Source organism: Gilliamella sp. ESL0405, from assembly GCF_019469205.1.
Classification (GTDB): Bacteria; Pseudomonadota; Gammaproteobacteria; order Enterobacterales; family Orbaceae; genus Gilliamella.
Genome location: NZ_CP048265.1, coordinates 1,330,521 through 1,352,601 on the forward strand (window position 1 = coordinate 1,330,521; position 22,081 = coordinate 1,352,601).

Consider the following 22,081-nt stretch of genomic DNA (forward strand, 5'->3'; position numbering starts at 1 on the left):
TGATGAAAAAATTTTAACCCAAGTTCTATCTGTAAAAAGCTTTAGATTTTCCCCTTATTCTTATCGAATTAAATTGATTTATGATATTCGTCAATGAGTTAAAGATGAATAATATTGACATAGGTCACATAAATTGTAAAAACCGTTTTGTAGAAATAGCAATCAATATGATACTTGTTATATCAATTAATATTATAGAAAGGAATATCTTATGATTAAAAGCAAATTAAAAATGGCCGCACTGATTGGTAGTCTTATTTTCAGCACTTCAACCGCATTGGCTGCAATTGAAGATGTTAAAGAGCTCAAGATGATTAGCTATAATGTCTATAACGGCATGAAATTAGATGAATCAGAGGGTAAACAGAAGTTTATTGATTGGGCGAAAGCACAGGATGCCGATATAATCGCCTGGCAAGAGATGAACTTTTTTACCCGTGAAAAGCTCGAAAAATTTGCCGCCAGTTATGGGCATAAATATGCGGTTTTATTGAAAGAATCACCTGATGATCCTGCGTTTTTCCCGGTAGCTATTACTTCTAAATATCCGATAATTAATGTGCAAAAAGTTGTCGATAATTTATGGCATGGTGCGCTATATGCTGATATCGGTAATTACCATTTTGTTGTCACCCATATGAATCCTTTCTGGACGGCTAAAAGAATTGATGAGATGAATTTAATTATCGATTCAATTAAATATAGTCGTGATCCTAACGGTAAATGGATCATAGCAGGGGACTTAAATTCATTCTCGCCGGCAGATAAGAAAGAGTATGACTCAAGTAATTTACTTAATGATATTAAAGAAAAACAGAAAAAAAGACCTATCTTAGAAAACTTGGTTGACGGTCAGCTCAGTTATACTGTGCAACAAAATCTTATTGATGCAGGCTTTATTGATGCATTAAAAATAAAGAATAAAGATTTTATTGCCACTGCACCAACCAAAGTATTTTATGATCAAGCATCAACACCACTTCGCTATGATTATATTTATGTGTCACCGAAACTGAAAGATGATGTCATGGATGTTCAAGTTTTGAAAGATGAATTTACTGATAATTATTCCGATCACTATCCGGTGCAAATGATAATAAAAAATACTAAATAATTTAGTCTTATACGCTAAAAAGCCATGCAGTTATCTCATGGCTTTTTTATTGTGGTTAGAAAATCAATGATAACTTATTTAATAATAAAAATTTAACTTGTGATACAGATCGCATTTAAAAGCGTATATCTATTTTAGTATAGGCAAGTTTGAAAAAATTCAAACTTTTAAGCACATTTTGCTATAGGAAAAAACAGATGAAAAAACAATTTTTTGTATTAGGGCTAGTTGGATTATTGGCTTGGTTTTCTCATGCTTATGCATCACAAGATTTAGTTCAGTCGCAGTATTATAGCTCGCCAAACAAAGTATATGAAAAAGATAAACAACCACAAATCACCGTTGCAAATTACAATATAGCGGGTGGATTGAGAAAGCATACCGTTGATCTTGATTTAGTCGCTAAAGCGATTAAATCGATGAATGCGGATATCGTCACACTGGAAGAAGTCGATCAAAATACCACACGCAGTAACGGCTTAGATCAAGCCAAAATTATTGCCGAAAAAACCGGTATGTATTACGCCTTTGGTAAAGCTACCGATATGAAAGGCGGCAATTATGGAAATGCAATATTATCTAAGTATCCAATTGAAAAAACTAAGGTGTTTTTGTTGCCGTCGGGCGATTATGAACAACGAGCATTGATGCTAAGTAAAATCAACCTGCCGGGGTTTGATTCTCCTATCTATATTTTTAACTCTCACTTTGATTGGCATGAAGAAGATGAGGTAAGAATGTCACAAGCACGATTTATTAATAGCATCGTTTTTGATGATCTGGATTTAGACGAGGAGTTTCCTAATCTTGCTTCCGGCATAATGATTTTATTGGGTGATTTTAATTCGGTTAAAAATGATCGGGTTGTTAAAGAGTTTGAAAAATATTGGACTTTAGTTAAACAAGAAAATGTCGATACCCGAACCTGGCCAGCCGGAAATCCCGGATTAGATCTTGACCATATATTCACTAGCCGTAATCAGGTATGGGAAGTTGAAAAATTAATTATTCCAAATAACGGTGAAGAGTGGAACGGGATTAAATGGCCTTTAGTGAGTGATCATATTCCGGTTATTGCCACTTTAAAACTGATTGAACAGTAAATAATTGGGCATTATGCCCATTTCAATTCCAATATGAAAGCCAATCTTAAATCGATTGATAAAAGCCGTATCGATTTGCTTACAAGGCAATGAATATCGGCAATTAAAATAAAAAAACGGGCGATAAGCCCGTTTAAAATGTATTACCCAACAATTAAGATAAATGATTATTGTTGTGGCACAACCATGATTTTGCTTCCACCTTTAGAAACCGCATGAATATCACGATCATACATTGCTTCACCAAATGCAGGCGGAACGTGATAACTACCTATATTTGTGGCTTTTATTTGATAAGTGAATACTTGAATCTTATTGTTGTAGGTAGAGCCATAAATAATGACCCGATCTTCACGGACATCAGTATATTCAGGATACCATGTGTTGCCACCAGTTTTTATCGCTATCGGTGATCGCCAACTGTAATCGTAGCCTTCATCCTCGGCGTATTGATCATCGTACTCATTTTCATCCTCGTCAGCATCCTTTTGCTCCGGATTAATCGCTTGTTGTACGACTTCAAATCCGGCTGGTAGTAAATCAACAATGGCAATATTGGTCGCACCTTGATCAGCTATGGCACGTACTTTGACCGTTACATTGATTTTATCTCCCAGTTTGACTTGCTCAATCGGCGCACCATTTTGGTCGGTGTATTCTCGATAGATTTCAAGCCCGGACTTAATCGGCTCGTTTGGAATATTTTTATCATAACCTTGTTGTGAAATCATATACCATGCAGGGTAATCGGTACTGTTTTTCACATTCAAGGTTTTATCCGCTTCGCTAAATTGTCCTTTGGTTAAAATGCCTTTCAAATTAGCAATGATTCTTTGTTTATCGGTATCTTTTGATGTCGCACTAATCTGGAGAGAATCAGGCTTTAATTGCGCATTGGCGATACTTGATGAATAACTGCTTAAGGCTAATATTGTCATTGCCGCCGATTGGGTTGTGTATTTTTGCTTATTGAGCATTAAAACCATGTTTTCCAACGCTTGAGCAGGGATGTCTTTCACTTTTTCAGGAAAATGTTTACTGATAAAGTGGATGTTGCTGGCATTGATGACTAATGGATCATAATAGTTATGCGTCCACCAAGCTTTGTTATAAGCTTTTGACATTTCTTGCCAAATTGGTTTTAAGATTTTATCTGCCTCTTTGTCCATTTTGAGCATCTTGTAAGAAGATGCAATGTACATAGCAATAATATCAGTTTCCCATGCTGATGAATTATAGTTTTTATTGAGATCTTGTAAAATGGATGCTAAATAGCTGGTTGTTATCCTATCTTGTCGAGTTAATAAATAACTGGCATAAGCACGTAACCGTAAATTATAGAAATCTTTCTTATAAGATGTAGCTAATTTCTCCAAATATTTATTGGCATTATCGAGCATTTTTTGTGGAACAGCTTGCCCCATATCTTTTGCTTCAAGCATAAAGTTAACCGCATATAATGTAATAAACGGATCAACATTATAAGTTGAATACCATAATCCAATAGCGCCTTCACTATTTTGACGTGATTGCAAAATTTGGAACAATTCCGATAAAGGGGTAATGCCTTCTTTGGCGGCTAAATTAAATTCACGATAGCTGCCGCCAACTAAAACAGGAATCGCCCGACTTAGAATTTGCTCTGAACAGTAGTGTGGATAGTCCTGCAAATAGGTTGCTAAACCTTTGCTCAGCACAAATGGCGAGAAAGAGACCAATGCATCACGTTTACTATAACTATTAAACATATCCCTTAAATCAGTAAAGGTTTGTTTATGTCCATCCATTCGTCCCATCATGGTGGTTAGGCGATATTCAGTAAGTGGGCGAACAGAAAGACTTACGTCATGCTCTACTTTAATTTTACCTGCGGTCGCGGTGAAATGCAGATCAGCGCTGCCAAATTGAGTATTGGCTTTAAACTTAAACTTCAGTACCCCATTTTTGCCATTAGCCAGCTCAATCGTTTTTTTGCTCTCACCGATAATTGAAAGGTGTGGGGTTGTTGTGACATCGATATTAATTGCGGTAGCTTTATCGTCAGCATTTTCAATCAAATTAGTCACATTAAGCGCCACTTCAAATTCATCATTTGGTGCGGCAAAGTAGGGGGCATTAGGTTGCAATACAATATCATTACTTACCGTGGTTGACATTTGGGTATGACCCATGGTTTTCTCGCCTACCGAAACGGCCATGATTCGAATTTTCCCATTAAAATAATTAGGCACTTGATATTCAACGGTTTTATTACCGTTAACATCAATAATACCCGACCAATAAGCGACAGGTTCATCTATTTTACGTTTAAATGGATTAAGATGACCGGATAGCACATCATCATTATCGCCGTCGCCTCCCGGTGCTGAATGGGTGATTAAATGACGAAACTCTGGCAATATCTGATCTAAAATTTGTGACGTTCGTACTGAGAGCGCTTTTTTACGTAAAAAGCTGTTTAACGGATCTTTAAGTTTATAATTCGAAACTTGTAAGATCCCTTCATCTACCGCAAAAATTACCACTTTTTGCGGGCTGTTGGTATGCAAAGTAATTGGGAGTTTGTCACCCGATTTTATTTTTGCTGGTGCTTGTAACGACAGTTTATCGTCAAACTGATTGTTGGTAATTTTAAATGGTATCACACCGTAGCTTAACGGGCTCATAAATATTTCATCGGAATTTGGATCACGAATAAATTGAACATTAATGTAGCCATTACCACTCATATTTTTAGGCAGTTTGATTTTTTGGACGGAACTGGTTGTATTAGTATGGAACCATTTCCATGCATAAACTTTATCCCGCTCGATAGTGATAATACCGCTACCGACATATGGCGCGTTGATTGCGATCTCAATTTCATCGCCCGGATTAAACTGGGTTTTATTGATCTTAAGTTCTAACTCTGCATTGCGGTCTAATTGACGTGTCACATTTGAATTACCCACAACGGTGTAACGAGTTTTATACAATAGCTGATTATCTTTATCCATAATTTGAATAATATAATTACCCGGATTTTGCGTATCTAACTGATAAATTGTTTTATCTTTGTTAATCGCAAAAGGTTGCTCTGAGATAACTGACTCTTTCAAACGTGACTCAAATTGATAAGTATTTGACGGTTGCTTAACCAAAATTGAAACATATTTTTGTTCGGTGACAGACAGTGTTAAATCACTCAGTTCAATTTTTTCAAGAATTGGGTTGATAGCAATAATATCTAAATAACGATCTGAATCTTTATTAATATAAGATAAATTGCCGTCAGATTTAGCACCGACAATATAATCACTAGGTGATACAAATGTTGTTGCAGTTGCAGCTACACTTCGGCCACTATCCGGCTCAAATACTTCGGTTAGCATTTTAAGCATGTAATTGCCTTCAAAGCTTTCCATATTTTTATGAAGGTCGATTTTAACTTGACCATTTTCATCGGTTTCTTCTTCATCTAATTCGACTTTAAAGCTTTTTCGATGCGCTGAAATCGATTCATAAAAGCTATAATCTTCATACTTTTTGAAGTGTGGGTAAGAAGGTTCAAGGATTACACTATTTGTTACACGGCGATCAGCGGCATCAGTACCGATTAAATTTTTAGCGGTAATTTCAGCTTGTAACTGTTCGGGTTTCACCCAACCTTGTTTAATGTCCGGTAATAATTTTAACGAGACGGTCGTTTTATCCGGTTCAAACTCACGAATCACAATCGAACTTGTGCCTAATAAGATTCGTTCATCTTCGTTATCGTCTTTAAGATATAAATAGATATACCAATCACCCGTTGGGGAGCTGTAGTTGGTTTTATAACTTAATTCATTGAATCCTGATTTATCAAGGACAATGGGTTTTTTTAATACCAAATTAGATTGAGCATCATAAATTTCTGCTTCCAATGTTATGCCAGTCAATGAATTAGCCCAGTTTTGTGCTCTGACAATGGTTCCAATATGAAACGTGTCACCCGGACGGTAAACACCGCGATCTGAGAAGATATGGGAACGTAATTCACCACCTTTGATTGTTTCTACAATACCACCTATATCAAATCGTGATAAGTTAAGATCACGATCATAGCTGGAGATAGGTAAGAAAGATAAATCTCTATCTTTTTCAACCACAAATAACAGTGGTTTAATACCTCGATAGTATTCTGACAATGCTGAGAATTTAACATGTCCTGTTTGATCGGTTTTTTTGGAAATAATGGCAACGCCATTCATTCCCATAACCGTTACTTTAGCATTACTAACCGGAGCACCACTTGCAATTGATTGGATAAACAGGTCATAAGATTTGTCGAGCGACTTTTTGGCAATAATTCCCAGGTCGGTCACTACCATAAAGCGTGAACTCATAAAACGGTCGCTATCATAATCATCGCCATAGGCTCTAAGTAAAAATACCCCTCGATTTTTCCTATCTTTATTATTGGCTGTTAAATATTTAGAAAGATCAACTTCTGTTTGTGTAATGGCTTGAAGGGAGCCTTTTACCTCCTTCCTGACTGTATATTTTTCGACAAAGTGATCATTATCCATTTCGCCAAAATCCATATCTTCAAAGTCGTAAGATTGGTTAAATGAGATTAAATGTTGTAATTGAGAAGGGATAACCCGATCGATTTCAAGTCTTAAATTACTAAAGTTACGGGAGAGGAGTGCTATTTTTTTCTCGCCCGATAGTGATAATAACGATCCTGATGCGGCAAAATCAACAAGTTTTGGATATTCCGGAACGGTTAATATATGCCGATAACTATTTTTTAAGAAATAACCATTTTGAGCAGATAAAGGTTGGTTAACTTCGATATAAAGTTTTGATTTTTGATCTGCATCTATTTTGAAACTCAGTACAGTTTGATAAGCGTGTTCAGTTGCGATTGGTTTTATCTCAATCGGTTTAGCTTTTTCTAGCTCTTTTTCTGGTACCTTAAAGATACTTTGGTTTCTACGTGTTATTTCATCGTAATAGTAGTGATGTTCGTAGTCGCTTGTGCTTTCACTCAATTGCCAAACTTTAACCACCTTAGTGAGATCTTCCGATTTTACCGGATGTGTTAAAGAGACAATTAATACTTGTTGTATCTTTTCATTGCTTTCCTCAACAAGTTTCACATCAGCATTAATAATACCAAGATTATATTTGTCCGGAATGGCAACTTTTGAATTGGCAATTGATTCAACTGGTTTACCACCCATGGTGGAACTTACACCTTCCATAATGGTTAGTTTCGCATAACCCGGTTTTTCTAAAAATGGGACAGGGCTACTTTTGATATGGGCAATGGTGTCATCTTGTTCGTAAGCGATAGTAAAATCGATATTGTTGAGAAATTTGTCTTGGTGGTAATCTACTCCATCTTCGTACATTGCAAGCTTTATGTTTTTTTCAAAAGTGGGCTTATCTACTGTGTGGGAAAAATATACTGTATATAAAACATTTCTCACATTGTCTTGAGTCGGATCTGAGTAGAGTTTACCTTGATAGCCTAAACTGTAATTGAAAGAAGGTGTGGTGAAAGTGATGCCGGGTAAATCTCCCGGTAGAAAACTGTTTTCTGCTAACAATTTAGAATCATCTAAGGTAATGTTATACTCAGCGCCAAGTGGCCAATAGGCAACGTTAGGCTTGAAAGTAATCGTTCTATCATCGCTCCATTTCCACGTTCCTTCAATTTGCGGTGTTATCGTTATTCCTTCGGTAATTTCTTTATTTACTTTGTCTAAAGGGGCTGGAGAGCGAATATCGCCAACAAAATAGAGGGTTAATTGATCATAAGATCTATTTGGCGGCGTAATTCGCACACTGTAATTTTGTTTAACAATTGGGGCAGGTATGATAGGTTGTGGACGGTTTAAATACCAATGGTAAGCATAGTTTGCACCCATATAAGTAAGTGTTCCAAGAATTATTGTCGATCCTATCAACAATTTTCTTTTATTCAATGCATTACCAATTGTATTATAAATGGCTTTTGCCTTTGGTAACCAACTCGGTGTAGACCAATTAATTTCACCAATAATTGGGCTAAAAAGCCAGAAAATAGCTTTAATCAAATAAAATAAAAATACGATGAAATAGCGTATTATTTCCCAACCTTTTTGCAAAATGTAAAAAGGTAATTGCAGAATAGATCGTAGTAATTCCATTTTAACTTATCCCTTAATGCTTATAGACAGATCAGATCTAATAAAGCTTTATAATGATTATTTTTTACTAAAACGTAGGGTATTTCTGAAACTTCTTGACAAGGATTAGAAAAGACCAACAAATATAATTAATAAAATAAGTAATAAATTATACTACTTTGCGTAAAAACATGATATTAAAAATCTTAATTTACGATCTTTTTTTAGGTATGCGCTGGTGATATGTAATTGTATTTTCATAGGGTTTATTGAGAGGAAGTTAATAGTTTCGCTATTTGTTGATCATTAATGCGATCATTTGTTTTTTCTTCGTTAAATATTCGGTAAAAAAAACGGGCGATAAGCCCGTTTTAAAATCGATATATCTAGTTGTTTAATCATTGTTGTGGTGGTGATACCACTTTGATTTTGTTGCCTGCTTTTGATATCGCCTGAATATCACGATTATACATTGCTTCAGCAAATGAAGGTGGAATGGTATAAGTTCCAACATTGGTGGCTTTTATTTGATAAGAAAATTCTTTTACCGCGCCTTGGTCGGTAGAACCATAGATAATGACTCGATCTTCACGGACGTCGGTATAATCAGGATACCAAGTGTAGCCATGGGGTTTTATGGCTATCGGTGATTGCCAACCGTTTTGCTCATCGCCATTGTCATCTTCATTATCACTTTGCTCCGAGTTCATGGCTTGTTGTACCACTTCAAAGCCGGCAGGCAATAGATCTACAACTGCAATGTTGGTCGCACCTTCTTGAGATAGGGCTTGAACTTTGATCGTGACATTAATTGTCTCTCCCAGTTCGACTTGTTCAACAGGTTTGCCATTTTTATCGGTAAATTCACGATAGATTTCAAGTCCGGATTTAATCGGCTCGCTTGAAATGTTTTTATCATAGCCTTGCTGTGAAATCATATACCATGCAGGTAAATCGGTAACGTTATTTACATATAGGGTATTATCCTCAGCAGCAAATTTCGCTTTCGCCAGTATACCTTGTAAATTGGCAATCAATTTTTGTTTATCGCTACCTCTTGATGCTGTACTAATTTGTAGTGAATCGTTGGTTAATTGAGCATTGACAATATTTGAAGAATAATTGCTTAATGCCATTATTGTCATTGCTGCTGATAGCGTTGTGTATTTTTGCTTATTGAGCATTAACACCATATTTTCCAACGCTTGGGCAGGAATATCTTGTGCTTTTTCTGAGAAATGCTTGTTAATTAGGTAAATTTTGCTTGCATCTACCACTAATGGATCATAGTAGTTATTTGTCCACCATGCATTATCATAAGCTTTTTCCATTTTTTTCCAGACAGGTTTTAATAATTCTTCAGCTTGTTTATCCATTTTGAGCATCTTGTAAGAAGATGCGATATACATAGCCATAATATCGGTTTCCCATTCAGAAGCATCATATTTTCTATTTAAATCGGTTAAAAGGGATGCTAGATAGTTGGTCATTATTTTATTTTGCCGGGTCAATAAATAAATAGCGTAAGCTCGTGAACGTACTTGATTTAAATCAAAAGCAACACGATTTACTAAATATTCTAGATAGTGATTAGCATTATCGAGCATTTTTTGTGGAATAGCTTGTCCCATATCTTTTGCGTCAAGCATAAAGTGAACCGCATATAATGTCACAAACGGATCCTCTTCATTGGTTGGATACCATAATCCAATAACACCTGAACTATTTTGGCGTGATTGCAGAATTTGGAACACATCTGATAGAGAAATATTTTCTTCTTGAGAAATTAAATCAAAATCAGCATATTTCTTTGCGACTAAAGCAGGGATAGCACGACTAATAATTTGCTCAGAGCAGTTGTGAGGATAATTTTGCAAATATGTCCCCAATCCTTTACTCAGTACAAATGGTGAATAGGATGCCGATGCCTGACGTTTACTAAATTCACTGTACATATCCCTAAAGCCAGTAAACTCTTGTTTGTGACCATCGATTCGTCCCATCATCGTGGTGAGACGATATTCGCTACTCGGTCGAACAGAAAGACTGATATCTCTTGTTACCTTAATATCACCAGCTACGGCAGTGAAGTGCAGATCAGCATTGCCAAGCTGAGAATTGACTTTAAAGTTAAAATTCAATACGCCATTTTTACCGGTTGCCAGCTCGATTGTTTTTTCGTTTTCACCGATAATTGAGAGGTGTGGGGTAGTTGTGACATTAACACTAATTGGAATAGTTTTATCACCCATATTTTCAATTAAATTTGTCAGATTAAGGCTAACTTCAAATTCATCATTTGGCGTTGTAAAATAAGGCGCGTTTGGTTGCAACACAATATCATTATGTACTGTTGTTGATGTTTGCGTGCGCCCCATGGTGTTTTCACCCACTGAGACAGCCATTATTCTTAACTCACCGTTAAAATAGTTAGGGACTTGATATTCAACGGTTTTATCTCCGTTTACATCAATAATACCTGACCAATAAACTATCGGCTCATCGCCTTTGCGTTTAAATGGATTGAGATGACCGGCAAATTCCATATTATTTCCGTTATCTCCCCCTGGTGCAGAACTATAAATTAGGTGTCTAAACTCTGGCAAAATCATATTCATAATTTGTAAAGTTTTAACAGATAGTTGCTTTTTAGCAAAGAAACTGTTTAAAGGATTTACGAGCCTATATTTTGTAATTTGTAAGATACCTTCATCAACCGCAAAAATAATGGCTTTTTGCGGGGAATTACTATGCAAGGTAATAGGAAGTTTATTACCCGATTTTATTTTTTCTGGTACTTGCAAGGTGAGTTTATCGTCAAACTGGGTAGTACTAATTCTAAATGGTACAACACCATAGCTAAGCGGACTGAGGAATATTTCTTCAGAGTTTGGATCTCGAATAAACTGTATATTAATATAAGCATTACCGACAATATCTTGCGGTATTGTGATCTTTTGTATTGAGCTAGTTGTATCAGTATGGAACCATTTCCATGCATAAACCTTATCCCGCTCGATAGTGATTATACCGCTACCAACATATGGGGTTTTAATAGCGATTTCTATCTCATCTCCCGGATTATAATTGGTTTTATCAATTTTAAGATCTAACCCTGAATTACGGTAAAATGAACGTTCATAATTTGAATCCCCTTTAACTTCGTACTGAATTTTGTGTAGTAAATTATCATTCTTATCCCTGATTTCAATAATAAAATTACCCGGGTTTTGCGTATCAAACTGATAAATTGTTTTATCTTTGCTGATCGCAAAAGGCTTCTGTGATATTAGCGAGACTTTTGAACGTGATTCATATTGATAGTTATTAGACGGTTGCTTAACCAAAACAGAAACTTTTTTCTCTTCAAAAACTGAGAGTTTCAAATCATTGAGATCAATTTTTTCCAGTAATGGATTGATAGCAATAAATTCCAAATAATTTTTAGAATCTTTGAAAAAATTCCAATCATAATTGTCTTTTTTAACCCCAACAAGGTAATCATTAGGCGATACTAATGTTGTTGCTGTTGCAGCGACACTTCGCCCACTATCAGGTTCAAAGACTTCGGTTAGCATTTTGAGTATGTAATTGCCTTTAAAACTATTGAGATTTTTATAAATATCGACATTAACAATACCATCTTCATCGGTATTTTGTTCGTCTAATTCTACCTTGAAACTTTGATCGTTAACTAGAGAAGAACTATAAAAATAATAATCTTCATATTTTGTAAATTGAGTGGAAAACGGCTGAAGAATTAATGTATTTGTTACACGGCGATTAGCTGCATCTGTTCCAATCAAATTCTTAGCGGTAATTTGTGCTTTTAATGTTTCAGGTTTTCTCCAGCCTGCTTTAATTTCTGGTAATAATTTTAGTGATACCTGTGTTTTATCCGGTTCAAATTCACGAACAATAAATGATTCAATGCCTAATAAAATTCGTTGCTTTTCATTGTCATTTTTTAGATATAAATAGATAAACCATTCACCGGTAGGGGAACTATAACTGGTTTTATAACTGATTTCATTAAAACCTGAATTATCAAGCACTATTGGTTTTTTCAGTGCTATATTAGATTTGGCATCATGGATTTCTGCTTCTAACGTTATGCCGGCTAATGATTTAGCCCATTTTTGTGCTTTAACAATGGTACCGACATGTAAAGTATCGCCGGGGCGGTAAATACCACGATCAGTAAAGATATGTGAGCGTAACTGACCACCGTCAACGGTTTCTTCTTCACCATATGTCCCAAATCGTGAAAATTCTAAATTTGTCGAGCTTTTGTCAATCGGCAGAAACGATAAATCTTGATCTTTCTCAACAATAAATACAACTGGTTTTACACCTTGATCATATTCAGATAACGGTAAAAATTTGACATGTCCGCTTTCATCAGTCACTTGTGACGTAATAGTCACACCGTTGATACCCATGACAGTCACTTTTGCGTTGCTGACCGGTTCCCCTGTATTTATTGACTGGATAAACAGATCATAAGAGTTGTCGAGAGATTTCTTGGCAATAATTCCCAAATCTGTTACGACAATAAGCCGTGATTGCATAAAATTATATTTGATTTTATTTGGTTTTTGATGTTTACCATCATCATTAAGACCATCATTACCATAAACGGAGAGTATAAAGACGCCTCGATTTTTAACATCATTGGTATTTTTAGTTAAGTAACTGGTTAGATCGAAGGCGGTCTCTTGAACTGATTGAGCTGGACCCGTTATTTCTTTAGTAAATACAAATCTATCGACAAAATGGTCATTAGAATTACGTCCAAAGTCCATATCTTCCAAAGAATAACCTCTATTAAATGAAGGTAAATGATGAAGCTGAGAAGGGATAACACGATCAATTTGAAGTTTCAAATGTTTAATGTTTCGAGAAACCAATAGTATTTTCTTCTCACCAGAAAGCGATAACAAAGAACCTGATGAAGTAAAGCTAGCAAATTTCGAATATTTTGGTACGGTTAAAACTTTTTTATATTCTTCGCCAAGAATATAACCATTTTGCGCAACTAAATTTCGGTCGATAACAATATAAAGCTTAGATTTCTGATCAGCTTGTAAGTCAAAACTCACTACCTTATTATCATTGTCTTCACCTTTTCTTAATTTTAATTCAACAGGTTTAGCTTGTGCGAGTAATTTCTCATCGACGTAAATAGAGCTTTGTTCAAAATATCTCTCAAAACTATAATTATAATCATCATCATCATCATCATCATCATCATCATCATATTTTTTTTCTTCATCGTTATTATTTTTATTGTTATCTTCAGGTAGTTGCCAAACTCTAATCATTTTAGCTAATTCTTCATCGTTGACTACTTGAGATAAAGAAATATTTAATACTTGTTTTAGGTCATTATTAGTGCCTGAAACAATATCTAGTTCACTGTCAATGATTTCAAGATTATATTTACCCGGTAGGTTGATAGTTGAAGCAACTGTTGTGAAAACCGGAGCACCACCAAGTGAGGATGTAACACCTTTATCTATCTCTATTTTGAGATAACCAGGATTTTTCAGTATTGGAAGCGCACTACTAGTGATATAGGCAACAGTATTATCTTCATTATAAGCAAGAGTAAAATCGATATTTTCTAAAAATTTATCATCTTTATCTTTGTCATCAATTATTTCATAAAGTGAAAGTTTTATGTTTTTTTCTAAAGTTTGTTTATCTACAGGATAATTAAAGGTAATTGAATTGATGACTTTGAGCGCGTAATCTTGTGTCGGATCGTAAAAAAGTTTGCCTGTTGGATTTAATTTGTAGTCAAATTCAGGTGAAATAAACGTGTGGTATACAGAATTTTTTTTTAAAAAATTATTATCGGCTAACAGTTTTTTATCATCTAAGTTTACTTGATATGTTTCTCCTAGTGGCCACGACTTTGTGAGCGGTTCGAATATTATGGTATTGTCATTAGCCCATACCCAAGTACCTTCTATTTTAGGCGAAATAGAAATCCCTTGAGTAATTTCTTTATTGATTAGTTCTAATGGGGCTGGAGAGTGGGACGATCCCAAAAAGTTAACTTTCAATCGATAATCTTTGAAAGTAGGCGGATCTATTCTGACAGAATAAGTGTTCTTAACATTGGTGGCTGCTTCTACTGGTTTAGGGCGGTTTAGATTCCAATGATATAGATAGTTGATAGAAATTATCGCAATTGCAGTGACGATAATTGTTGAACCGATCAACAGCTTTCTTTTATTAAGCGCCATGCCAATTGAATCATAGGAAGTTTTTATTTTTGCTAACCAGTTGGGTAAAGACCAATGGCAATTTATCTCACCAATTATTGGGGTAAATAGCCAGAAGATTCCTTTGATTAAGTAAAATAAGAAAATAATAAAATAGCGTATTATTTCCCAACCTTTTTGTAATAGGTAAAAAGGCAATTCAAGAATAGATCGAAGTAACCCCATTGTATACTTATTCCTTATAGATAGATTTGATAAAAAATTATTGTATTTATACTGAAACGTATGGTATTTCTGAAACTTCTTTACAAGTGTTTTTTTAAACAAATCCCTGTAAATAGACTTTGAAAAGAAATTGTAAAGAATTATACATCTTTATGTAAAAATAAGATAGAAAAAAATGGCAAAAAACAGTCTTTTTCTGGCGATATTTCATGCGATTATGTTTGTGAATTATCTTAAATGAAATTGGTTAAAACCATTCAGGCATACGTTTTGGATAAAGGTGGTGATTGACAATCAAAAATATTTAGAATTGATCAGATTTTGGGAGCGCAATCATTACTATTTTTGGGCAAGTTTTCGGCTTATCAAGCAGCGTGTTTGGGCGGCGTTTTTAAACACAATAATAGGTTAATTAATATTGTGAAGATAGGGGATGTAACATTTGATTGGCAATCAAAAATTGAATAACCTACCATATTGGTCTAAATCCAATTTTGATGCCTATCAGTGTTAATGTTTTATTGATACGCTCTGATTTATTAAGTTTTATTTTCTGGCAACAAATACAGCTCTAGTTGGGGCGGGATAACCCTCAATCGTTTTTGAGCTATCGTTAGGATCTAAAAAGTCAGCTAATGAATCTGATGTCATCCACGGCGTTTTGCGTTGCTCATCTAAGCTAGTTTGCGAAATATCCACCAATTTTACTTCACTAAAGCCACATTTTTGTAACCAATTGATCATGGTAGGAACAGACGGTATAAAATAGACATTACGCATTTGTGCATAACGTTCTCCCGGCATTAGTGCTTGATGCAATTCACCTTCGATAACCAGTGTTTCAAGTATTAACTGTCCACCGTTAACAAGTTGATCTTTTAGTTGGTAAAGATGATCGAGTGGTGAACGGCGATGATATAAAACGCCCATGGAAAATACCGTATCAAAAGCAGTAAGTTTTGGAAGCTGTTCAATCCCTAATGGTAATAGATGTGCTCGCTTATCATTACCTAATAGTTTTCGTATTGCTTCAAATTGACAAAGGTAAAGCGCCATAGGATCGATTCCCACTGCAAGTTTTGCGCCTGCTCCAACCATTCGCCATAAATGATAGCCACTATTACAACCTACGTCTAATACCGTTTTGCCTTCCAGACAGTCAATGTGGTTAATCAATCGTTCCCATTTCCAATCAGAGCGCCATTCAGTATCAATCTCAATATCATACAAATGAAAAGGGCCTTTACGCCACGGCATCATGGTTTTCAATAGTTGTTCTATTCGTTGTTGCTCGCCAGCGCTTAGCGGATGCTCGGTTTTGGCCGTTACACTGTGTAATAGGTCAATGTAATAGGGCGTGATTGTCGGTAAATGTTTTATGCTATTTAGCCATTGATTAAAACGATTATCAATATTGTGTTTTTGCCAATGGGCTAATTGTGCCGGTAACACTTCAAGCCAATGGCTGAGCTTATTTTTTGCAATAATCTGGTAAAAATCACCAAAATCAATCATGCTATTTTCCTTATTAATTACACTAAAAAAAGCGGGCTATTTAATGGCAATGATGGAGCCAAAATTGAAACATTGAAACCAGGTATCAATATGCGCAAATCCGGCTTGTGATAAACGTTGTTTATGTGTTTCGATACTGTCAGTTAACATGACGTTTTCTAACATATTGCGCTTTTGGCTAATTTCCAGCTCGCTATAGCCGTTAGCGCGTTTAAAATCATGATGCATGTTAAATAGCAACTCATCAATAATGGGATCGGTAAAGCTAAACTTTTCTGATAAGACTAATATTCCGTTAGGATTAAGCGCTTGATAGATGCGATTTAACACTTGTTGACGATTTTCAGGCGTTAAAAATTGCAAGGTGAAATTAAGCACGACCATTGAAGCATTTTGCATTTCAATATTACAAATATCATCGCAAATCACTTCGACTGGCGTTGTTGCTTTATAAGACTCTATGTGGCGTTTGCACCGTTCAATCATCGGTAAAGAGTTATCAACCGCAATAATTTTACAGTTAGGCTGATTAACATGACGACGAATTGAAAGGGTAGCGGCACCTAATGAACAACCTAAGTCATAAATCACAGAGTTTGGCTGGACAAATCGCTTTGCAAGCATACCAATCATTGAAATAATATTTGAATAACCTGGGACAGAACGTTGCACCATATCGGGGAAAACTTCAGCGACTTTTTCATCAAACGTCCAATCGCCTAGCTTTTCAATTGGCGCCATGAATAATTGGTCTTTTTTTATACTCATAAAAGTTATTGGTACTGGAAAAAATAATTTTGTTATCATATCACTTTTTTGCGATAAATTGTTTGGTTAATTATGGCTTTTGTAGATCTTTTCACTCCTTTAATCGCTATTTTTGTTAGTGGCTTAGCAACGTTTTATTTAGGAAAAAGGTGGCAGTTTTGGTTTGATATTAAGTTAACCGGTTGTTATCGATTAATGTATTGGTCATTGGTGGCTATTGCGATTTACTCTTTGATAATTGCTCGATTAGCGAATAATTTTGCTGTTCCACACCTAGTGCTATTTTTTAATTGTCTGGCATCTGTCGTGATTTGCGCAAGTTTGTTAATTTTACTGGCGGATGCCATTTATTTGGCGAGTAAAAAGCGGTTTAAACTGAAGCTGTGGTTTAAAATCTGCTATGTGGTTGCGGTTATTTCGTTGTGTTTTTATGGATATAGTTTGGCTGTTAATCCAACAATTGTGCATTATCATGTCAATATTAATAAGTCGGCAAATGTCGATCATCTACGTTTTGTGCATCTAAGCGATATTCATCTAAGTGAATTAACATCACCGAAAAGAATTGAACAAATGGTGGAAGAGGTAAACCAACAACAGGCCGATTTTATTGTGATCACCGGTGATACATTAGATAGGCGCTTAGCGCCATTTACTCAACGAGGTTTTGCTAAACAGTTTCAACAATTGAAGTCGAAATATGGTACTTTTGTAATTTTTGGTAATCATGAATATTACCATTCCAAACACGCCGACAATCATGAGCAAGATATTATTGATGCTTTTGAGCAAGCCAATATGAAAGTATTAAAAGATGATGTTATTTATCTGGATGATGTTGGCATAACATTAATCGGCCGTGATGATCTTTCGTCTTACCGTTATCATGCTAAACGAGCGTCACTTGCTGATTTGATGATGTTTAGTGATAGCAATACACCTATAATCTTGCTTGATCATCAGCCCAGCAATCTTGATAAAGCCGCTAATTTAGGTGTCGATCTGATGCTATCAGGGCATACCCATGGCGGGCAAATTTTCCCAATTAATTTAGTTGTTGATATAATGTATAAAAATCCCTATGGTTTATATCAAGATACCACACACCATTTTACCAGTATTGTTAGTAGCGGATTTGGTTTTGGTAGTCCTCCTATTCGCTTAATGACACGGGGTGAAATTGGGGTGATTGATGTGACTTTTAACACTAAACCGTAAACTTGTCTCAATAGGAATCTTAATTTGTCTTATAAGCTTATTACCCATAATGACCAGCTAGCTGAATTTTGTTTGAACATTCAAAACAGTTCAGCTTTAGCATTAGATACAGAATTTGTACGTACTCGTACGTTTTTCCCTCATTTAGGCTTGTTACAAGTATTTAATGGCGAGCATGCAGCATTGATTGATCCCATAGCGATAACTGACTGGCAAGATTTTTTGGCGGTGTTAAATAATCCAAAAATTGAAAAGTATTTTCACTCTTGTTCTGAAGATATTGAAGTGTTTTTACATCACTTTGGTTGCGTACCAACGCCAATCATTGATAGTCAAATTCTCGCTTCGTTTTTGGATAACCCACTCAGTAGTGGCTATGCCAGTTTAGTTAATAAATATTTAGCGGTAGAACTGGATAAAAGTGAAACACGAACTGATTGGCTTAAACGACCTTTAACCGATAAACAATGCCAATATGCTATCAATGATGTACTGTATCTTTTGCCATTGATGAATAAATTGAAAGCACTGTTAGCAGACAATCATTATTTATCCGCTGCTTATCAAGAGTGTCAAATGGTGATTAGCCGTAAGTGTGAGGTAATGAATCCTGATGATGCGTATCTCAATATTAAAAATAGTTGGCAATTAAAAGGAAAAAATTTAGGGCAATTGTATAAATTAGCCCGTTTTCGATATCTGATAGCGAAAGAGCAAGATATTGCGCTAAATTTTGTTGTGCATGAAGAGGTCTTATTTAAAATAGCCCGTTTTTTACCTTCATCGCTCAGTGAGCTGAGTCAATTAGGCATGAAAGGGAAAGAAATACGCCTGTATGGTCAGATGATTTTAGATATTTTAGCTCAGCCGACGCCGGACATTGCACCGATTTGCCGGGTTAACCGTTATCCTAATTACAAAGATATCTGTGAACAATTGAAAAATGCGGCACAAGCCATTGCTTCTCAAACCGGGCTTAATCCGGATTTATTGCTTTCAAGGCGGTTGATTAATCAATATGTAAAATGGCAAGCGGATAAAACCAGTACTGAGCCTGAAATATTACAGGGTTGGCGTAAACCTTTATTTGAAAAGTTTGGTATTTAAAAGTCAGCAGGTCATACCTGCTGATATAATTAAACCAAGGGCGAGAAACTGGCAATGGGTAAGCTTTATTATTATCAAAACAGCTTATCAAAATAAAATCGATTTTTTCTTGATTGGTCACCCAAATTAGTCTGATTTACGCCAGTTCAGCAAGCATTGACTCGACAATCGCTGAGGAGTGGGCGGCGGCCAGTTTTAAAAATGATTGAAAATCAACCGCTGATTCACTGTCACCATTATCTGAAATCGCTCGTACCACAACAAATGGGGTTTTAAATAACCAACAAACATGGCCAATTGCAGCGGCTTCCATTTCAACGGCGATTGCATCCGGGAAGGTTTGTTTGATTCTTTGCAGATTTTCTTTACCATTGATAAATGCATCACCACTACCAATTGATCCTTCAACCGCATTAACGCCCTGTTTTTTGATGCAAGATTTTGCTAACGCTTGATATTTTGAATCGGCGGCGAATGTTACCGGACAACCCGACATTTGTCCCGGTTGATAACCAAAAGCAGTTAAATCGACATCATGGTAAAAAACATCTTTCGATACAACAATATCACCAATGTTTAATGCGCTTGATAGCCCACCGGCTGAACCGGTATTAATCACCGCTTCAGCCTGATAATGATTAAGTAAAAGAGTGGTGCCGGAGGCGGCTGCTACTTTACCAATTCCCGATTGAAGTAAAACAATATCACATCCGGCTATTTGACCAACATGAAAATCGCAACCTAAATGGTGTTCGATATGATAATTAGTGATTTTACTTTTTAATATAGCAACTTCTTCTTCCATTGCAGCGATGATAGCAATTTTCATAATTTCCTCTTAGCTAACGGGCATAATATTAGGATAAATATGCTATCATAATTGCAGTCTTCAAGCTTGACAATATATCAAACTAATGGAGTTGAACTTTGCGCACAATTTTTATAACAGGTTGTTCTAGTGGTATCGGGCTAATCTCAGCTTTGACATTAAAGCAACGGGGTTATCGTGTTATTGCTTCTTGCCGAAAAATATCAGACCAACAAAAATTAATTGATCAAGGATTTGAAACCGTGCTACTGGATCTGGATGATCCGCAATCGGTCACGCAGGCGGCTAACGAGGTTTTACGCTTAACCAATGGTAAATTGTATGCACTTTTTAATAATGCCGGATTTGGTGTTTATGGGCGCTTAAATACAATTAGCCGTGAACAGTTAGAATCTCAATTTTCGACAAACTTTTTTGGTGTTCATCAATTAACCCAGTTACTTTTGCCGGCTATGTTAGCGCACAACGAAGGGCGAATTATTCAAACCAGTTCAATTGTCGGTGTTGTCGCCACCCCCGGTCGAGGCGCTTATTCAGCCAGTAAATATGCATTAGAAGCGTGGTCTGATGTGTTAAGATTAGAGTTAGCTAAAACCAATATTAAAGTCTGCTTGATTGAACCCGGGCCATTGAAAACCGACTTTTCAGCCAATGTTAATCAAACCGACAAGGATAAAATTGTCAAAAATCCGCCTATAGCCAAACGCTTTACCTTACCAGCACAAGCCATTTTACCCTATTTGATACATGCGTTAGAGCATGCTAGACCGAAAATACGTTACAGGGTCACCATGGTAACGAAGTTGGCAGCAATAGCTAAACGTTTGCTTCCGGATAGATTAATGGATAAAATTTTACAAAATAAATAATACCTAACCATATTATTGATAGGACACGATATGCAACAGCAATTTATTTTTGATGTCAATGAACAAAATATTCAACAGATCATCGAGCAATCTTCTCGATTGCCAGTGCTATTCTATTTCTGGTCTGCAAGAAGTCCCAATTACGAGGCAATGACTCAAACATTGACCAAACTCACTAATGAGCATCATGGTCAATTTATTTTGGCTAGCATCAATTGTGATGAACAGCAAATGTTAGCTGCCCAATTCGGTCTTCGTGCTATTCCTACCGTCTATCTATTTCAAAATGGTCAACCGGTTGATGGTTTTCAAGGTCCACAGACTGAAGAAGTGATTAAACAATTTTTAGCTAAAGTGTTGCCAAATGAAGATGAATTAAAACTTGTTGAAGCACAAAATTTATATAATGAAGGGAAATATGAACAAGCATTACCTTTATTAAAACAAGCCTGGCAAAATCTTACTGACCATTTAGGGAAACCACGATCTGATATTGCGTTGATGCTGGCAAAAGCGCAAATCGAATTAAAGCAACTGGCTGATGCTAAAGAAGTACTGGCAACGATACCATTACAAGATCAAGATTCAGTTTTCCATGGTTTACAAGCTGAGATAGAATTACTTGAGCAAGCGGCAAACTCACCTCAATTGCAGTTACTACAAGCGCAATTAGCCGAACAACCGGATAATATCGATTTAATGATTCAACTATCCTCACAATTAATGCAGGTTGGTCGACATGAAGAGGCATTAGAATTGCTCTATAAACCGCTTACCAAAGATCTCAATGCTGGGGAAGGGCGTATTAAAAAGACCTTACTGGATCTGCTCGCAGCCTTAGGTACCAGTAATTCGTTAGCCGGAACTTATCGTCGTAAACTCTATACTTTACTTTATTAATTGTTAGTCGGTTTTGATGAGGTCACTTGTTGGTTTTCGATCTGAAGTTTGACAGATTAACAA

At 35.9% G+C, this 22,081-nt stretch carries 11 protein-coding genes; 6 read left to right on the forward strand and 5 right to left on the reverse strand.

What is annotated here, in order from left to right; genetic code table 11:
• Nucleotides 1–211 precede the first annotated feature (211 nt).
• Nucleotides 212–1,114 (forward strand): endonuclease/exonuclease/phosphatase family protein, encoded by a 903-nt coding sequence (locus tag GYM74_RS05875; protein ID WP_220219552.1) that lies wholly within the window; start codon nucleotides 212–214, stop codon nucleotides 1,112–1,114.
• Between the two features lie 197 nt (nucleotides 1,115–1,311).
• Nucleotides 1,312–2,217 carry an endonuclease/exonuclease/phosphatase family protein gene (locus GYM74_RS05880; RefSeq protein WP_220219553.1) on the forward strand — a complete coding sequence of 302 codons (906 nt, stop codon included), beginning with the start codon at nucleotides 1,312–1,314 and terminating at the stop codon, nucleotides 2,215–2,217.
• A gap of 167 nt (nucleotides 2,218–2,384) precedes the next feature.
• On the opposite strand, the gene GYM74_RS05885 is transcribed toward GYM74_RS05880, so the two are convergent.
• The 4 genes from GYM74_RS05885 to cmoA all read right to left on the reverse strand — a co-directional run bounded on the left by GYM74_RS05885 (nucleotide 2,385) and on the right by cmoA (nucleotide 17,095).
• Entirely contained in the window at nucleotides 2,385–8,375 is a 5,991-nt protein-coding gene (locus tag GYM74_RS05885; RefSeq protein WP_220219554.1) for an alpha-2-macroglobulin, read from the reverse strand.
• Between the two features lie 377 nt (nucleotides 8,376–8,752).
• Complete coding sequence (locus GYM74_RS05890) at nucleotides 8,753–14,812, reverse strand: alpha-2-macroglobulin (protein ID WP_220219555.1); 6,060 nt, start codon at nucleotides 14,810–14,812, stop codon at nucleotides 8,753–8,755.
• Nucleotides 14,813–15,358: 546 nt separating this feature from the next.
• Nucleotides 15,359–16,327, reverse strand: coding sequence for a tRNA 5-methoxyuridine(34)/uridine 5-oxyacetic acid(34) synthase CmoB (gene cmoB / locus GYM74_RS05895; protein WP_220219556.1), 969 nt, complete (start codon nucleotides 16,325–16,327; stop codon nucleotides 15,359–15,361).
• Nucleotides 16,328–16,363: 36 nt separating this feature from the next.
• Entirely contained in the window at nucleotides 16,364–17,095 is a 732-nt protein-coding gene (gene cmoA, locus GYM74_RS05900) for a carboxy-S-adenosyl-L-methionine synthase CmoA (protein ID WP_220219557.1), read from the reverse strand.
• A 72-nt stretch (nucleotides 17,096–17,167) separates the two neighbouring features.
• Between cmoA and GYM74_RS05905 the strand changes: the two genes are divergently transcribed.
• Both GYM74_RS05905 and rnd read left to right on the forward strand, forming a co-directional pair.
• The gene (locus tag GYM74_RS05905; protein ID WP_220219558.1) at nucleotides 17,168–18,313 is read left to right on the forward strand and encodes a metallophosphoesterase; all 1,146 of its coding nucleotides are present in this window, start codon (nucleotides 17,168–17,170) and stop codon (nucleotides 18,311–18,313) included.
• Between the two features lie 24 nt (nucleotides 18,314–18,337).
• On the forward strand, nucleotides 18,338–19,420 hold the full coding sequence (rnd, locus tag GYM74_RS05910; protein ID WP_220219559.1) for a ribonuclease D: 1,083 nt from the start codon (nucleotides 18,338–18,340) through the stop codon (nucleotides 19,418–19,420).
• Nucleotides 19,421–19,556: 136 nt separating this feature from the next.
• On the opposite strand, the gene mtnN is transcribed toward rnd, so the two are convergent.
• The gene (gene mtnN, locus GYM74_RS05915) at nucleotides 19,557–20,249 is read right to left on the reverse strand and encodes a 5'-methylthioadenosine/S-adenosylhomocysteine nucleosidase (protein ID WP_220219560.1); all 693 of its coding nucleotides are present in this window, start codon (nucleotides 20,247–20,249) and stop codon (nucleotides 19,557–19,559) included.
• Between the two features lie 98 nt (nucleotides 20,250–20,347).
• Between mtnN and GYM74_RS05920 the strand changes: the two genes are divergently transcribed.
• Together GYM74_RS05920 and GYM74_RS05925 are read left to right on the forward strand one after the other, a co-directional pair.
• A complete protein-coding gene (locus GYM74_RS05920; RefSeq protein ID WP_220219561.1) occupies nucleotides 20,348–21,118 on the forward strand; it encodes an SDR family oxidoreductase in 771 nt (256 codons plus the stop codon).
• A gap of 30 nt (nucleotides 21,119–21,148) precedes the next feature.
• Nucleotides 21,149–22,018, forward strand: a complete 870-nt coding sequence (locus tag GYM74_RS05925; RefSeq protein ID WP_220219562.1) for a co-chaperone YbbN — start codon at nucleotides 21,149–21,151, stop codon at nucleotides 22,016–22,018.
• Nucleotides 22,019–22,081 lie beyond the last annotated feature (63 nt).

What these genes read in the sequence shown, in the direction of transcription:
- mtnN (WP_220219560.1), bottom strand. Translation starts at nt 20,249, where the DNA reads ATGAAAATTGCTATCATCGCTGCAATGGAAGAAGAAGTTGCTATATTA.
- GYM74_RS05885 (WP_220219554.1), bottom strand. Translation starts at nt 8,375, where the DNA reads ATGGAATTACTACGATCTATTCTGCAATTACCTTTTTACATTTTGCAA.
- GYM74_RS05925 (WP_220219562.1), top strand. Translation starts at nt 21,149, where the DNA reads ATGCAACAGCAATTTATTTTTGATGTCAATGAACAAAATATTCAACAG.
- GYM74_RS05875 (WP_220219552.1), top strand. Translation starts at nt 212, where the DNA reads ATGATTAAAAGCAAATTAAAAATGGCCGCACTGATTGGTAGTCTTATT.
- GYM74_RS05890 (WP_220219555.1), bottom strand. Translation starts at nt 14,812, where the DNA reads ATGGGGTTACTTCGATCTATTCTTGAATTGCCTTTTTACCTATTACAA.
- GYM74_RS05880 (WP_220219553.1), top strand. Translation starts at nt 1,312, where the DNA reads ATGAAAAAACAATTTTTTGTATTAGGGCTAGTTGGATTATTGGCTTGG.
- GYM74_RS05905 (WP_220219558.1), top strand. Translation starts at nt 17,168, where the DNA reads ATGGCTTTTGTAGATCTTTTCACTCCTTTAATCGCTATTTTTGTTAGT.
- cmoB (WP_220219556.1), bottom strand. Translation starts at nt 16,327, where the DNA reads ATGATTGATTTTGGTGATTTTTACCAGATTATTGCAAAAAATAAGCTC.
- cmoA (WP_220219557.1), bottom strand. Translation starts at nt 17,095, where the DNA reads ATGAGTATAAAAAAAGACCAATTATTCATGGCGCCAATTGAAAAGCTA.